Source organism: Rhodococcus sp. Q (genome assembly GCF_005503035.1).
Lineage (GTDB): Bacteria > Actinomycetota > Actinomycetes > Mycobacteriales > Mycobacteriaceae > Rhodococcus_G.
On record NZ_SCOY01000019.1, the window covers coordinates 74,566 to 90,158 of the forward strand.

A 15,593-nucleotide genomic window follows, 5' to 3' on the forward strand; every position below is an offset into this window, starting at 1 on the left:
CGGGTGTGTCGATCGGGAGACGTGCCGCTAGTCGAGTCCGTTCTCGATCGCGTACCGAGCCAGGGCGACACGGTTCGCCAACTGGAGTTTCCGCAGGGTCGCCTGGACGTGGTTCTCCACGGTCCGGTGACTCAGACCGAGCCGGGTCGCGATCTGCTTGGCGCTCAACCCTTTCGCGACGAGCCGCAACACCTCGGTCTCGCGGTCCGTCAGACGCGGCACCGGGACGGACGGCTCCGGCTCGGCCCCCGCGATCCGCCGGAACTCCCCCAGGACGAGCCCGGCCAGGCCCGGAGTGAACACGGCCTGTCCGGACGCGGTGGCGTGGACGGCCGCAACGAGTTCGGCCACGGAGGCACTCTTGACGAGGTACCCGGTGGCGCCGGACTTGATCGCGTCGAGCACGTCCTCGCGTTCGGCCGATGCGGACAGCACGAGCACCCGGGTCTCCGGGGACACCGCGAGAACCGCGGCCGTCGCCTGGGCGCCGTTGCCGTCCGGCAGCTGCATGTCCATCAGCACGACCGCGGGGAGCACGGCGGCCGCTCGGCGCGCGGCGGCGGCGACACCGTCCGCGGTGGCGACGACGTCGAAGCCTGCCGACCCGAGATCGCGTGCCACCCCGTCCCGCCAGATCGGGTGGTCGTCGACCACCATCACCGTCACCTGCTCGGCCACGCTCACCCCTTCCCCGGCGCGCGTTTGCCCACCCGGATCTCCCATTCGACGCCCTCACCGACTGCGGTGTCCAGCGTGGCGTCACCGCCCAGTGCGGCCACCCTGCCCAGGATGGACCTCGACACTCCCATGCGCCCTTCCGCCTCCGCTGCGGCGAGTCGGTCCGCCGCCATCCCGACGCCGTCGTCACGCACGGACACGATCACATCGACGCCGAGGTCCTCCAGCAGGACATACGCTTTCGCGTTCGCGCCTGCGTGCAGCGCGACATTGGACAGCGCGGTCCGCACCACGGCCGCCAGTTCCTCCGCCCGGTCGCGGGGCATCGTGACGGCACCGCCGGGCGTCGACACCGACACCGCGGTCCCGGCCTGCGAACGCAGCAGCGTCCGCAGGTCCACGTCGGCGCTGTCGCCCGCGACCGGCACCGCCTGCTCGGAGATCAGCTCCCGAAGCGCGACCTCCTGCTCACCGGCCAGCGTGGACAGCTCCAGGGTCGGACCGCCGATCTCCGCGCCGCGGCGCCGTACGTACGCGAGCACCTGGAGCACTCCGTCGTGTACCTCGCGCCCCAGGCGTTCCCGTTCCTCGGTCGCCGCCGCCAGCCGGGCGGCCCGCTCGAGTTGGCCCTGCGCGCGTCGCGCGGTGTTCGCCGCCAGCCCGACCGCGAGTCCGACGGACATCAGTACGGGTGCCGTGGCATCCCCCGCGAGGTCGACGTCGATCGTCCCGCGCACGGCGACGGCGACGATCGCGATCCCGAGTCCCGCGAGGACGCCGACGAGCGGCCCGCTCAGGATGGCGGCCGAGATCACCGCGTTGGTGGCCCACAGGGTGGTGGGGAGGCTCTGATGTGCGGAGTACCAGTCCTGGTCGGCGACCAGACGCGTCGCCGCCATCGCACCGACAACCACCGCCACGTCGGCGACGACCCACCAGCGCCGCGCCGCGCCGTCCCGGGACAGGACGACGGCGGCCACCCCGGACCACACCGCCATGAGTGCGACGATCACCCAACTCAGGGTCGGTCGAACGTACTCGGACACCGCGTGCGCCTGATAGCCGATCGCATACACCAGCGTGGCCAGCCGGAACACCTGTCCGGCCCGCCACAGTGGCTCGGTCGGTCGACTCCGCTGCGGGTCGTTCACGGTCACTCGGGCGACCCTACGTCCCCTGGCGTCGCCCCACGTCTCTCGCGGCGCTCGGTCCGGACGAATGTGCCCCCGGTCATGGTTGGGCCCTCCGACTCTCCTCCCACCGGGTATGCCCAGCTAAATTGGTCGCTGTGCTGGCATCCTCCTATCGAGCGGTCGCGCTGACCATGCGCAGTCGTTGGCCGCTCTACATGGGGTCGATGATTCTCGCGAACTTCATCGGTGCGGTGCTGGTGCTGGCGTTCATCCGATACGGACTTCCGATCGACGAGTCGGCGGCGATCATCGACGACCGGGTTCGGAACGTCGTCATCTTCGGCGTCTACCTGATCCTCGCGGGCATCGTGAGCCTGGGCGCGGCCGCGATGATGCTGCGTTCGGTGATCCGATGGCAGTTGCGCGGCGGCCCGCCGACCCGAAACGAGCAGATGGCAGCGCTGCACGCGCCGCTGCGCCAGGCGATCGTGCACCTGATCCTGTGGGTGGTCGGCGGCATCCTGTTCGTGGTCCTCACGGTGACGGAGATGCCGGAGCTGGCCGTCGCGGTGATCGTGACCGTATGTATGGCGGCGACGACGACGTTCGGTTTCACCTACATGCTGGGCGAGCGGATTCTGCGGCCCGTCGCCGCGCAGGCCCTGTCGGAGGGCCGGTTCGACCGGACGCTCGCGCCCGGTGTCGGCACCCGGATGGCGATGACGTGGGGCCTGGGCACGTTGATGCCGGTGATCGGCATCATCCTGCTGTGCGCGACGCAGCTGAGCACCGATCTGCAGTTCTCCACCAACTCGTTGGCAATCGCGATCCTGCTGCTGTCGGGGATGACGATCACGACGGCGTTCGTGCTGTCGATGCTGACCGCGAGCCAGGTGTCGGATCCGATTCGCCAGCTGCGGCGGGCGATCGAACGGGTCCAGCGCGGCGCGACGGACGTGCAGGTGGAGGTGTTCGACGGCAGCGAGATCGGGCGTCTGCAGGTGGGGTTCAACCGGATGATGCAGGACTCGGCCGAACGCCGGGTACTGCGGGAACTGTTCGGCCAGCACGTCGGCGAGGACGTCGCGCGTCGCGCATTGCAGTTCGGAACCGAGCTCGGCGGCGAGACCCGGTTCGTGGCGGTCCTGTTCGTCGACATGGTGGGGTCGACGGGTGCGGCGGCGGAACGGCCACCCGGCGAGGTCGTCAGCCTGCTCAACGAGTTCTTCCGGGTGGTGGTCGATGTCGTCGACCGCCATCACGGGTTCGTCAACAAGTTCATGGGTGACGCCGCGCTCGCGATCTTCGGTGCGCCGCTGGACAGGCCGGACGCGCCCACGGCGGCGCTCGCTGCTGCCCGTGAACTGCGATTCGCGCTCAACGGCATCACCGCGCTCGACATCGGTATCGGCGTCTCCGCAGGTCTGGCCGTCGCGGGCAACATCGGCGCTGCCGAGCGGTTCGAGTACACGGTCATCGGGGATCCGGTCAACGAGGCGTCGCGGCTGACGGAGCTGGCGAAGATCCACCCCAGCCGCGTGCTGGCATCGACCAGCGCGCTGTACTTCGCCGACGAGGAGGAACAGTCGGAATGGGAACTCGGCGACCAGGTCCAGCTTCGGGGCCGCAACCGGGTCACCCACCTGGCGTCGCCGGTGCAGTATCCGTGACCCGGAGTTCGCGCTTCTGAGGTGAACCAACCTCGATTGGCTACGCTGGCCTGGTGGTGACGCCGGAGCCGGACCGGAGTGGGGACTCCCCCACCGATCAGGCTGTGCCGGACACACCCAGGCGCCGCGGTCGCTACTGGTGGCTGAAATGGCTTGCCGGCGTCGCGTTGCTGGCGCTGCTCGTCGCCGAGGGCATCTACCTGTGGCCGCGGCTGCACGATTCGTGGCGCGCCCTGACCGAGATCCACTGGGGTTGGCTGGCGGCGTGCGTGATTGCGCAGGCCATTTCGCTCAGCGGGTACGGGCGGGTGCAGAAGCAGTTGCTGCACGCCGGCGGCGTCGATGTCGGCCAGCCCAAGTCGGTCGCCGTCGTCTACGCCTCGACGGCGATGGCCGTCACGCTGCCTGCCGGGCAGGTGTTCTCCACCGCGTTCACGTACCGGGAGACGCGCCGCTGGGGAGCGAATCCCGTAGTGGCGTCGTGGCAGCTGGCGATCTCCGGGGTGATCGCGGGCATCGGGCTTGCGCTGATCGGGCTGGGCGGTGCACTGCTCGTGGGCGGCTCCGTCAGCCCGGTGATGCTGGTGCTGTCCGTCGTCGGCCTGATCGCGCTGGTCGTCGCGATCCGCTACGTCTCCGCGCACCCGAGCGCGATCGAGGCGGCGGCCCGGTGGGTCCTGGTCCGCGTCAACCGGATGCGGTCGAAGCCCGCGAACACCGGGATGCACGCGGTGCGCGAGACACTCTCCCAGCTCGAGTCGGTGCAGCTGGGCAAACGCGACGGGGCGATCACGGCCGGGTGGTCGGTCGTGCATCGGACCGCGGATGTCGCGTGCCTCGCTCTGGCGTGTTGGGCGATCGGCGCTGAGCCGACATTGGCCGGTGTGCTCATCGCGTTCGCCGCCGGCAAGGCCGTCGCGACGATCCCCCTGGCGCCCGGCGGCCTGGTGTTCGTCGACGCCACCCTGATCGCGACGCTGACGACGGCGGCGCGGATCAGCGCTTCGGAGGCGGTCGCGGCGGCCTTCGTCTACCGCGGGGTGAGTTTCATCCTGGTGGCGATCGTCGGCTGGATCGTCTTCGCCTTCTTGTTCCGGGGACACCAGCACGAGGACCTCGAGTTCGACGTCGAGCTGGAGCGCCGCGAGCAGCGGGAGCAGTTCGAGTTCGACCAGCGCGAGCAGCATCTGACGGCCCGGGACGACACCCCCAACGACCCCCGCTCGGGCTGACGGAACCTCACCCCGGTTTCTGGACGGCGGCGAGCATCGCGTCGAGATGCGCGCGACTGATCGCGACCGCGGCGGCCGCATCCCCGGTGGCGACGGCATCCACCAGTGCTCGGTGGTCGTCCGCGTCGGGTTCGGGGTCGTGGGTGCGGGTCCCGAGAAGTTCGACCATGTCGATCATCGCCTCGGTCAGCCGTGGCACGAAGGTCTCGAACAGTTCGGACAGCACCCGGTTGTGAGCGGCGGCGACGACGGCGCGGTGGACCTCGATGTCGGCCTCGACGAAGGCGCGGTCCCCGAGCGGGAAGGCCTCCTCGCGTCGCGTCAGCGCCCGGCGCATGGCGGCGACGTCGTCGGCGGTGGCGCGTGCCGCCGCGAGCCGTGCGGCCTCGACCTCGATGGCGTTGCGGACCTCGACGACCTCGGCGATCGCCTGGCCACGCAGCACCCCTTCCCATGCGACAGCGGGGGTGGTGCGCTCGACGTAGACGCCTGCGCCCTGCCTGGCCCGGAGCAGGCCCTGACCAGCGAGCATGCGCAGGGCTTCGCGGATCGTGGAGCGTCCGACACCGAGTTCGGCGGCGAGGGTGGTCTCGCCGGGCAGCTTGGCGCCGACCTTCCATTCCCCGTCCGCGAGTCGGCCGAGCAGTTGATCGGCGGCCTGGTCGGCGAGCAGGTTGCGGCGCAGCGGGGCGGTCACCGGGATAACTCCTCGGGTTGTCAGACAAGTTGTTTCGGTCTAGCCTACCTTCCGTGGCTTTTCGTGGACTGCTCCTCGACCGCCGCGGCGGGGTCTGACCGGACCGGCACCCCGCCGCGGGGTTCGGTCGTGCCGGTCGCCCGATCCGTACCTGGAGCACCTGCCATGAACGTGAACCGCCAGACCCCGTCGCCGATGCCGTCCCACCGCTACCGCTCACACACCGAGCGGGTGACCGTTCCTCCGATCGAACGACACTGGCCCACACATCAACTCACCGAGGCACCCCTGTGGGTCCCGGTCGACCTGAGGGACGGGAACCAGGCGCTCGCCGAGCCGATGGACCCGGACCGCAAGCGCCGATTCTTCGAACTACTGGTCGCGATGGGCTACAAGGAGATCGAGGTCGGCTACCCGTCTGCCAGCCAGACGGACTTCGACTTCGTCCGCGCCCTCTCCGAGCAGAACCTGGTGCCCGACGACGTCACCATCGTCGTGTTCACCGCCGCCCGCACCGATCTGATCGAGCGCACCTACGAGTCGGTGCGCGGACTTCCGAACGTGGTGCTGCACATGTACACGGCGACGGCTCCCACGTGGCGCGACGTCGTCCTCGGACACGATCGGGAGTCGTTGCACCGCTTGATCGTCGACGCCGCCGGGGAGGTCGCCCGCGGCGGCGAGGCACACCCCGGCGTCCGGTTCGAGTTCTCCCCGGAGGTGTTCAACCTGACCGAACCGGACTACGTGCTGCAGGTGTGCAACAGCCTCACCGAACTGTGGGACGCCAGCCCGGACCGGCCGGTCATCCACAATCTGCCTGCGACCGTGGAGATCTCGACGCCGAACGTGTACGCCGACCAGATCGAGTACATGCACCGGAATCTCGCACGCCGCGAGTCGGTGATCCTGTCGGTGCACCCCCACAACGACCGCGGCACCGGCGTCGCGTGTGCCGAACTGGCGGTACTGGCCGGCGCCCAGCGAGTGGAGGGCTGCCTGTTCGGGAACGGCGAACGCACCGGGAACGTGGATCTGGTGACCCTCGCCCTGAACCTGCACGCGCAGGGGGTCGATCCGATGATCGACTTCTCCGACATCGACGCCGTTCGCCGAACAGTGGAGTACTGCAACAGGATCGACGTGCACCCACGACACCCGTACGGCGGCGACCTGGTGTACACCGCATTCTCCGGAACCCATCAGGACGCGATCAAGAAGGGCTTCGCGCACCACTACGCGCAGGCCGAGTCCGCGGGACTCGATCCGGGACGGGCGCCGTGGGACGTGCCCTACCTGCCGATCGACCCGCGTGACGTCGGCCGCGACTACGAGGCGGTGATCCGGGTGAACAGCCAGTCCGGCAAGGGCGGCGTCGCCTACCTGCTGCAGTCGGCATTCGGTGTCGACCTGCCACGCGGACTGCAGATCGACTTCGCCCGTCACGTACAGCGGGCAACGGATGACAGCGGCACCGAGGCGACGGCGGATCAACTCTGGAAGCTCCTGCGCGACACGTACTGCAGGCACGAGAGTCTGCAGTCGTGGGCGGTCGATCACGTCACCGGCGGGGACCGGTTGCGTGTCCGCGCGACCGTCGACGGGCTGCCACTCGACGACGAGGCAGTCGCGTCCGGCCCGGTCGATGCCCTGACCCGAATCATCGGCGGACACGGGGTCGAGGTGGAGGTGCTGTCGGTGACGCAGCAGTCCGTCGGCTCCGGAGCCGACGCGGAGGCAGCGACCTTCGCCCGGTGCCGGGTCGGCGACCACACCGCGTGGGGTGTCGGCGTGGACCGATCGGTGACGGCATCGAGTCTTCACGCCGTCCTCGCCGCTGTCGCCCGCGCCCGCACATCGGCGACCGTCCACGTCTGATTCTCCTGCTCACACACAGGCAGAAGTGACGGGGCTCACATCCGGTTGCGGGAATCAGTCCGCGGCTGCCACCGTTGAACACACCAGTGCTTGAACATTCAATCAACTCGCGAGGAGTTCCCATGACCACCGCCACCGCCACCCTCCCCACGCTCACCGCCGGCACCTGGGCCATCGACACCACCCACTCGACCGTCGGCTTCTCGGTCCGGCACCTCATGGTCAGCAAGGTCCGCGGCACGTTCAACGACTTCTCGGGCGCGATCACCGTCGCCGAGGACGGCACCCCGTCCGTGACCGCCGAGATCCAGGTCGCGTCCATCGACACCAAGAACGAGCAGCGCGACGGCCACATCAAGTCGGCCGACTTCTTCGACGCCGAGCAGTTCCCGACCGCGACCTTCGTCTCGACCGACGTCCGCTCGAAGGGCGACGACTACGTCCTCACCGGCGACTTCACCCTCCACGGCGTGACCAAGCAGGTCGAGCTGACCCTCGAGTACAACGGCGTCAACCCCGGCATGGGCAACGGTCCGGTCGCCGGCTTCGAGGCGTCCACCGTCCTCAACCGCAAGGACTTCGGCATCTCCATCGAGATGCCCCTCGAGGGTGGTGGCGCCGTCGTCGGCGACAAGATCACCATCACGCTCGAGATCGAGGCCGGCCTGCAGGCCTGATCCCTCCCCCGCTCGCGCCCAACGCCGCCGTCCCCCTCCGGCTGCGTTGGGCGCTTTCGTGTTTCAGCTCCCGCGGACACCTCGGGCCATGTCGAGTGCGGCGAGGTGGCTGAACACCATGCTCGCGCCGATGGGGTTTCCGCCACCCGGGTAGACGGTGCCGCTGACCGGCGCCATCGTGTTGCCCGCCGCATACAGCCCAGGGATCACGGTGCCGGACGCATCGAGGACCCGCGCCGACGTGTCGGTGACCAGACCCCCCTTCGTGCCGAGGTCGGAGATGCCGAACGCCGCTGCGTGGAACGGGCCTTTCTCGATCGGCACCAGCGGGGAATTGCCGCCGGAGAACGACCTGTCGTACGGTTCGTCGCCGCGACCGAAATCGGCGTCGGTGCCGGTGGCGGCGAACTCGTTGAAGCGTTGCACCGTGGCGGTGAGATTCTCCGCCGGGACTCCGATGAGTTCGGCGAGTTCGGCGAGGGTGTCGGCCGTCTTCCACAGACCTGCGGCGAGGTAGTCCTCGGTGGCCGAGAGCGGGACGTTGGGCGCCTTGACCGGCGGAACGAGGCCCTCCCGGTCGTCGTAGATCATCCAGTACCGCGCCGCGGACGCGTCGACGTCCTCGTGCGCGATGACGTCGCGACCGAGCCGGTCGTACGGGGACGACTCGTTCACGAACCGCTTGCCCGCCCCGTCGACGAAGATGCCGCCGGTGAACCAGAGCGCGAACGCCGAGCGACCGTCGGGGTGGGTCAGTCCGGGCGACCACCAGGCCTGGTCCATCAAGCGGGTGTCGGCGCCCACCGCGATTCCGGCGCGATGCGCCTTGCCGAGATTGCCCCACGGACCCATGGTGTCGCGGGCCGAGCCGGGGACACCGTACTCGTCGCGCAGTCCCTGGTTCTGCTCGAAACCTCCTGCTGCCAACAGAATTCCGCGCCTGGCGCGGATGGTTCGGCGTTCGCCGTCGCAGGAGACGACTGCCCCGGCGACGACGCCGTCCTCCACGACGAGCTCCTCGAGCGCGGTACCGAGCCGGAGGCGCGCGTTCGCCATGTCCTCCATCGCCCACAGGAACCGGCCGACGAGGGCGCGGCCGCCCACGAGGTAGTCGCCTGCGGATTCGTCCGCCCAGTCCCGCCCCAGCGGCCCACGGACGGTCTCGCCGGAGTCGGCGAGCTTGGCGGCGCGTAGCGGCCTCGGGACGATGTGCCTGCCTCCCGCCCTGGCCTTGGGCGCCCGGCCGAAGTAGTCGGGCCACGGCAGCACCTGGAAGACGAAGTGCTCGTCCGTCTCGAGGTAGTCGATGAGCGGGGCGCCGGAGCGTACGAAGGTCTCCTGCATCTCGTCCGGACTGCCGTCGCCGACAACGGCCCGGAAGTACGTCAGCGCGTCGTCGAGGGTGTCGTCGTCACCGGCACGCCCGAGGACCGCATTGCAGGGGAACCACATGCCGCCACCACCCGAGTAGGCCGTCGTCCCGCCGAACCTGTCGGTGGCCTCGACGAGGATCACGTCGAGGCCCTCCCGGGCGGCCGTGTACGCGCCGGTGACGCCTCCGGCCCCCGACCCGACCACCAGGACATCGCATTCGTCGTTCCACTGCCTCATCACGTGCTCCCCACTGGCGTCATCGCATCACTCCCGTGTTCAGGTCGCAGTATCGCGGTTCGGCCCGGACCCCGTCCGCAAAACTGCGTCGCTACGCTGGACTGCGTGAAGAAGGTGCTGCCGATCCTGCTCGTCGACGTCGTCCTGGTCATCGTGTTCTGTGCGATCGGGCGCCGCAGCCACGACGAGGCGAACGCCCTGACCGGGCTGCTGACGACGGCATGGCCGTTCCTCGGTGGACTCGCGCTCGGTTGGATCGCCAACGAGGCGCTCTACCGGAACAAGTCGATGCCCGCGTCCGTGGTCCCTGCCGGAATCGTCATCTGGCTCTGCACGCTGGTCGGCGGCATGCTGCTCCGCGTCGTGTCCGGCCAGGGCACCGCATTCAGCTTCATCCTGGTCGCCGCGACCGTGCTGGGCGTGTTCCTCCTCGGCTGGCGCGCCGTCTACGCGGCCGTCGAGCGCCGCCGTGCGGTGGTCTAGGCCGCCCCGCAACAAATTGGCGTCGTAGCCGCCGCACCCGCGACGTGCGTGGCACAGTTTTGGGATGAGCGAACTGGCGTCGCCTCCGCACGACCCGAAGCGCGACCACGGGTTCTTCGGTCAGCCGTTCGCGCTGGCGAACCTGTTCTCGGTCGAACTCTGGGAGAGGTTCTCGTTCTACGGGATGCAGGGCATCCTGATCTACTACCTCTACTACTCGGTCGCCGACGGCGGGTTGGGGATCTCCGAGGCATCGGCCGTCTCGATCGTCGGCGCGTACGGCGGCACCGTCTACCTGTCGACGGTTCTCGGGGCATGGATCGCGGACCGGGTGCTCGGTTCGGAGCGGACCCTGTTCTACAGCGCTGTCCTGGTGATGCTCGGACACATCGCGTTGGCCGTCATTCCCGGGCTCTCGGGGGTCGGGGTCGGCCTGATCCTCGTCGCGGTCGGCAGCGGCGGATTGAAGGCCAACGCCACGTCCCTGGTCGGCGACCTGTATTCCGAGGGTGACGAGCGCCGCGACGCCGGGTTCTCGATCTACTACATGGGCATCAACATCGGCGCCTTCATCGGGCCGCTGCTCACCGGATGGGCCGAGGACAACTGGGGCTTCCACGTCGGCTTCGCGCTGGCCGCGGTCGGCATGGCGATCGGTCTGATCCAGTACACGCTCGGCCGCAAGCACCTCGGAAACATCGGCGCCTCGCCGTCGAACCCCCTGCCACGCTCGTTGCTGTGGAAGTACGGGGTAGCCGCGGCGGTGGCCGTGGCAGCGCTGGTCGTGCTGTGCCTGGTCGGTCTGATCACCACCGGCAACCTCTCGGACGTCGTGGTCGGTCTGACGATCGCCGCGGCGGTCGGCTATTTCGGGCTGATCCTGTCGAGCAGGCAGATCACCAGCACCGAGCGCAGCCGGGTGGTCGCGTTCATCCCGATGTTCCTGGCGAGCGCCGCGTTCTGGTCACTGTTCCAGCAGCAGTTCACGGTGGTTCCGATCTACGCGGACAAGTTCCTCGACCGCAACCTGTTCGGCTGGGATTTCCCGCCCTCGTGGGTGCAGTCCATCAACCCGGTCTTCATCATCATCTTCTCCGGCGTGTTCGCGGCGATGTGGACCAAGCTCGGCCCGCGGCAGCCGTCGTCGCCGCTGAAGTTCGCGGTCGGCACCGGACTCATGGGCGTGGCGTTCCTGGCGTTCCTGCCGTTCGCGGACGGGCAGCCGAACGGAACTCCTCTGCTCGCCCTCGTGTTCATCCTGCTGCTGTTCACGTTCGCGGAACTGTTCCTGTCCCCGGTGGGGCTGTCACTGTCGACGAAGCTGGCGCCCAAGGCTTTCCACACCCAGATGGTCGCCCTGTTCTTCCTGTCCGTGGCGCTGGGCAGTTCGATGGCAGGCACGCTCGCCAAGTACTACGACACCGACAACCAGGCCCCGTACTTCATGTGGATCGGGCTGGTGTCGATCGGGGTCGGCCTGGTGATGGTGGTCCTGTCGCCGTGGATCAGTCGGATGATGCGCGGGGTGCACTGACGGTGATCACCCGCGCGGGGGCACGAATCGGGCTGTGGCTCACCGGGTACACCCGAACCTGGCTGGTCCTCGGCGTCGCGATCGGAGTGATCGCGGGGCTCGGCGCGGCGGCATTCCTCGTGCTCCTGAACTGGGCGGGACAGCTCCTGCTCGAGGGCATCGGCGGGTACGTCCCGCCGCAGGCGAGCGGTGACGGCGGGAGCTCGGGTTCGGACGGCTTCCGGCGCTGGTGGGCGATCCCACTCGTGGTGTGCGGGGGCGCGCTGCTGTCGGCGATGCTGGTCGCGCGATTCGCGCCGGAGGCGGAGGGACACGGCACGGATGCGGCCATCGAGGCGTATCACAGCGATCCGGGCTCGATCCGGGCTCGTGCCGTCCTCGTGAAGATGATCTCCAGCGCCCTGACCATCGGCTCCGGCGGATCCGCCGGCCGAGAAGGTCCGACGGCGCAGATCTCCGCGGGTTTCGGGTCGTTGCTGACTCGCTGGCTGCACCTGCCTGCCGACGTGGGGCGCATCGCTGTCGCGATCGGCATCGGCTCGGGCATCGGTGCCATCTTCGGCGCACCGCTGGGCGGCGCGGTCCTGTCGGCGTCCGTGCCCTACCGGGAGGACTTCGAATTCCGCGCCCTGATTCCCGGCCTGATCGCGTCGATCACCGCCTACGGTGTCTTCGGGTCCTTGCTGGGCTACGAGCCGCTCTTCGGGTTCGCACTGCCCGACTACCGATTCGACGACGCGTCACATCTGTTCTGGTTCCTCCTGATCGGGGTGCTGTCGGGGTTCGTGGCCCTGCTGTACACCGGGGTGTTCTACGGCGTGGCAGGGGTGAGTGCGCGCCTGCCTGGTGGGCGGATCGCGAAGCCCGCGGTCGGCGGACTCCTCGTCGGCCTGCTCGCGTTGGCGGTGCCGCAGGTGCTCGGCAGCGGGTACGGCTGGGTGCAGGAGGCGCTCGGCCGCGAGTCGCTGCTGGCGTTGCCGTTGTGGATCGTGGTGGCGCTACCGCTGCTGAAGATCATCGCGACCTCCCTGTCGATCGGCACGGGCGGCTCCGGCGGAATCTTCGGTCCCGGCATGGTGATCGGCGGGTTCGTAGGAGCTGCGGTGTGGCGGCTGACCGAGTCGTGGGTGCCGTCGGTGCCGGACAGCCCGGCACCGTTCGTGATCGTCGGCATGATGGCCTGCTTCGGCGCGGGCGCGCGGGTTCCCCTGGCGGTGATGGTGATGGTCGCGGAGATGACGGGTGGATGGGCGGCGCTTCCGGGTGGAATGGTGGCGGTCGCGGCCGCGTACCTGATCGTGCGTCACCGGGACAGCTCGATCTATCGGCGGCAGCGACTGAACCGTGCGGAGGCCGAGCGCGAGAACTCGGCGTGAGTCACCGCAACGCCAGCCACCCGGCGAGCCCGAATCCCGCCAGCGCCACCGCCACCCTCAGCACGGACGGCGGGATCACCTTGACGACCGGTGGGCCGCACCAGCCTCCGAGCAGGCACCCGAGCGCCATGGCCGCCGCGGCACCCCAGTGCACCTCACCCGACCCGGCGAAGATCAGCGCGCCGACGAGGTTCGCGATGCCGAGCAGGAAGCTCTTGAGGATCGTCGCCTGCCACACGGACATCGCGGTGCAGATCAGCGTCAACGCCAGGAAGATCACCCCGGCGCCCGCGCCGAAGTAGCCGCCGTAGACGGCGACGACAGCGAGTGCAATCGGGAACAGGACCGGGAACTCCCTGCTGCCGGCCAGCTTCCGGATCCACGGCTGCGCCAGCAATGCGATCGACGCGATCACCACCAGGTAGGGCACCACGGCCTCGAACGAACCCTCGGGCGCCCACAGCAACAACACCGCCCCCGCCAGCCCGCCGAGAGCGCAGACCGCCGCCCACCGCCACAGCTTCGGCCCCATCTCGGTCAACTCCCGCAGCGAGTTCGCGGTGGAGCCCACCCCGACCGCGACGAGTGCGACGGTGTTGGTGACGTTCGCCGCGATGGGCGTCAGCCCGACGGCGAGGAGCGCCGGATACGACACGATCGACGCGAGTCCGGTCACGAATCCGACCAGCCCGGCCCCGAATCCGGCGACGACGAGGAGCAGGTAGTCGAGCGCACTCACCGGGGCAGTTGGGTCTGGATCGGACGCAGGAACCGGCCGGCGGCGTCGACGGCGGGCGCGGAACTGTCGGCGCCCGCGACGAACACCGCGAACGCGACGTCCTGATCGATGCCGACGAACCAGCCGTGGGAGGGCTGCCCGGCGACCTCGGCGGTACCGGTCTTGCCGCGCACGTCTGCGATGTCGGCGAGTTGTGTTGCGGTGCCCGAGGTCACGGTTTCGCGCATCATCGTCTTCAGGTCGTCGGTGACGGCTGCGGGCGCCGGGGCAGGCGCCGCGTCCCCGACACCGGGCTGTCCCTGCACGAGCATCGGGGCCGGTGTCGACCCGCGGGCGATGGACGCGGCAACGAGTGCCATGCCGAACGGCGACGCCGTCACCCTGCCCTGGCCGATCGCGGATTCGACCCGCTCGGCGGGGGTGTCGGCCGGGGGGACACTGCCGGTGACGGTGGTCAGTCCGGGCGTCACGTAGTCGATGCCGAGGCCGAACTGCTGGGCGGCGTCGTGCAGGGCGTTCGGCGTCATCGACACCGCGAGCTGCCCCATGGTGGTGTTGCAGGAGCGGGCGAAGGCGGTGTGCAGGGGCACCGAGCCGAGGTCGAAGTTGTCGTCATTCGGGATGGTACGTCCCTCGATGTTCGCGACACCCGGGCACGGCAGGACGGTGTCTGGGGTGACCGAACCCTCTTGCAGGGCAGCCGAAGTCGTGACGGTCTTGAAGGTGGAGCCGGGCGGGTAGAGCCCCGTCAGCGCGATCGGACCCTGGCCGCTGGCGGCCGAGTTCTGCGCGACGGCGAGGACGCCACCGGTCGATGGCCGGATCGCGACGATCGCCGCCTGTTGCGGCAGGGTGTCGATGGCGGCCTGTGCGGACGCCTGGACGGCGGGGTCGAGTGTCGTCGCGATGTCGGGAGCGGCGGCGCCGTCCTGCCCGGCGAGCCGTTCTGCCGTCCCGTCGGACCGGACGAGTTGCACCGCCCATCCGGCGGTGTCGGCCTGAGCCTGCTCCCACAGGGTGCGCAGCCCCTCGAATGCCGGTGACTGCGTTGCCTTGTCGACGGTCAGCAACCGCGACTGCTTGACCAGGGTGACGCCGGGCGTCGCGGCGAGTTGCGTCTCGATCGGCGCGAGGTCCGCGTCGCGAAGGGTGATGACCGTCAGCGGACGACCCTGTGCTGCAGCGAGATCAGAGCTGATCGACGCCGCGGTCACCGTGGGGGCTACGGGCTGGAGCAGCGGCGCGAGGGCAGCAGCCGACGCGGTGGGGTCAGGCACCGCTGCGGGGTCGAGGGTGACGAGGGTGACGGTCTGCTCGGTCATCAACGGAGCTCCGTTGTCCGCGAGCACGTCGGGAGACCCTCCGGCGAGGGTGGTGTAACGCAGGGAGGTGTCGGCCGTGAGGCCGGGCGCGAGCAGCGCGGGGTCCCACGGGATGGCGCCGCCGTCGGCGACGGCCTGCCCACCGCCGGTGGTCGTGTACGTCCATTCCCGATCCGCCGCTACCGAGGGCGCTGAGGATGCCGAGGGTGCAGTGGTCGGGGTTGCCGTGTCGTCGACGTCGTCCGCGGTGCCACCGTCGAAGGTCCAGTCGGCGTCGAGCGTGAAGGTGCCCGCATCACTGTCGGTGCTCGCGACCGTGAACTGCGCGTCGGTCGGGTTCAAGCCCTCGAACATCTGCCCGATCGCGGTCGCGGCGGCGGTGGGGTCGGAGGTCAGGGCGGCCGCCGCCTGCGCGTCGCGTCGTGTCAGGGCGTCCGCGAAGCCCTGCGCTGCGGTCTCCGTCTCGGACGGTCCGGTGCTGCAGGCGGCCCCGCCGAGGACCAGGGCGGACACCGACATGGCCGCGACGCCGACGCTGACTCGAGGGTTCATGCGCATCCCCC

The 15,593-nt window shown here is 69.6% G+C and carries 13 protein-coding genes; 7 read left to right on the forward strand and 6 right to left on the reverse strand.

The annotated features are described in order from the left end of the window. Nucleotides 1-27: 27 nt before the first annotated feature. Complete coding sequence (locus tag FFS72_RS17610) at nt 28-657, reverse strand: response regulator (protein WP_249353383.1); 630 nt, start codon at nt 655-657, stop codon at nt 28-30. Between the two features lie 23 nt (nt 658-680). Then, nucleotides 681-1,835, reverse strand: coding sequence for a MacS family sensor histidine kinase (gene macS, locus FFS72_RS17615; protein WP_137875134.1), 1,155 nt, complete (start codon nt 1,833-1,835; stop codon nt 681-683). Between the two features lie 191 nt (nt 1,836-2,026). Here macS and FFS72_RS17620 point away from each other — a divergent pair, with 191 nt between their 5' ends. Continuing rightward, entirely contained in the window at nt 2,027-3,481 is a 1,455-nt protein-coding gene (locus tag FFS72_RS17620) for an adenylate/guanylate cyclase domain-containing protein (RefSeq protein WP_050064503.1), read from the forward strand. Nucleotides 3,482-3,537: 56 nt separating this feature from the next. Further along, on the forward strand, nt 3,538-4,713 hold the full coding sequence (locus FFS72_RS17625) for a lysylphosphatidylglycerol synthase transmembrane domain-containing protein (RefSeq protein WP_502704129.1): 1,176 nt from the start codon (nt 3,538-3,540) through the stop codon (nt 4,711-4,713). Nucleotides 4,714-4,720: 7 nt separating this feature from the next. On the opposite strand, the gene FFS72_RS17630 is transcribed toward FFS72_RS17625, so the two are convergent. Continuing rightward, nucleotides 4,721-5,410, reverse strand: a complete 690-nt coding sequence (locus FFS72_RS17630) for a FadR/GntR family transcriptional regulator (protein WP_137875135.1) — start codon at nt 5,408-5,410, stop codon at nt 4,721-4,723. Between the two features lie 165 nt (nt 5,411-5,575). Here FFS72_RS17630 and FFS72_RS17635 point away from each other — a divergent pair, with 165 nt between their 5' ends. Continuing rightward, nucleotides 5,576-7,288, forward strand: coding sequence for a 2-isopropylmalate synthase (locus FFS72_RS17635; protein ID WP_137875136.1), 1,713 nt, complete (start codon nt 5,576-5,578; stop codon nt 7,286-7,288). A 122-nt stretch (nt 7,289-7,410) separates the two neighbouring features. Continuing rightward, nucleotides 7,411-7,965, forward strand: coding sequence for a YceI family protein (locus FFS72_RS17640; RefSeq protein ID WP_137875137.1), 555 nt, complete (start codon nt 7,411-7,413; stop codon nt 7,963-7,965). A gap of 63 nt (nt 7,966-8,028) precedes the next feature. On the opposite strand, the gene FFS72_RS17645 is transcribed toward FFS72_RS17640, so the two are convergent. Beyond that, entirely contained in the window at nt 8,029-9,576 is a 1,548-nt protein-coding gene (locus FFS72_RS17645; RefSeq protein WP_137875138.1) for an FAD-binding protein, read from the reverse strand. Nucleotides 9,577-9,681: 105 nt separating this feature from the next. On the opposite strand from FFS72_RS17645, the gene FFS72_RS17650 reads away from it, so the two are divergent. The 3 genes from FFS72_RS17650 (at nt 9,682) to FFS72_RS17660 (ending at nt 12,969) form a co-directional block, all read left to right on the forward strand. Beyond that, the gene (locus FFS72_RS17650) at nt 9,682-10,059 is read left to right on the forward strand and encodes a DUF3054 domain-containing protein (protein ID WP_137875139.1); all 378 of its coding nucleotides are present in this window, start codon (nt 9,682-9,684) and stop codon (nt 10,057-10,059) included. Between the two features lie 64 nt (nt 10,060-10,123). Beyond that, on the forward strand, nt 10,124-11,593 hold the full coding sequence (locus tag FFS72_RS17655) for a peptide MFS transporter (RefSeq protein ID WP_137875140.1): 1,470 nt from the start codon (nt 10,124-10,126) through the stop codon (nt 11,591-11,593). Next, nucleotides 11,560-12,969 (forward strand): chloride channel protein, encoded by a 1,410-nt coding sequence (locus FFS72_RS17660; RefSeq protein WP_502704127.1) that lies wholly within the window; start codon nt 11,560-11,562, stop codon nt 12,967-12,969. The genes FFS72_RS17655 and FFS72_RS17660 overlap by 34 nt, the downstream gene beginning before the upstream one ends. A 1-nt stretch (nt 12,970) precedes the next feature. On the opposite strand, the gene FFS72_RS17665 is transcribed toward FFS72_RS17660, so the two are convergent. Both FFS72_RS17665 and FFS72_RS17670 read right to left on the reverse strand, forming a co-directional pair. Then, entirely contained in the window at nt 12,971-13,708 is a 738-nt protein-coding gene (locus FFS72_RS17665) for a sulfite exporter TauE/SafE family protein (RefSeq protein ID WP_137875141.1), read from the reverse strand. Continuing rightward, nucleotides 13,705-15,588 carry a penicillin-binding transpeptidase domain-containing protein gene (locus FFS72_RS17670; RefSeq protein ID WP_502704128.1) on the reverse strand — a complete coding sequence of 628 codons (1,884 nt, stop codon included), beginning with the start codon at nt 15,586-15,588 and terminating at the stop codon, nt 13,705-13,707. The genes FFS72_RS17665 and FFS72_RS17670 overlap by 4 nt, the downstream gene beginning before the upstream one ends. Between the last annotated feature and the right edge of the window lie 5 nt (nt 15,589-15,593).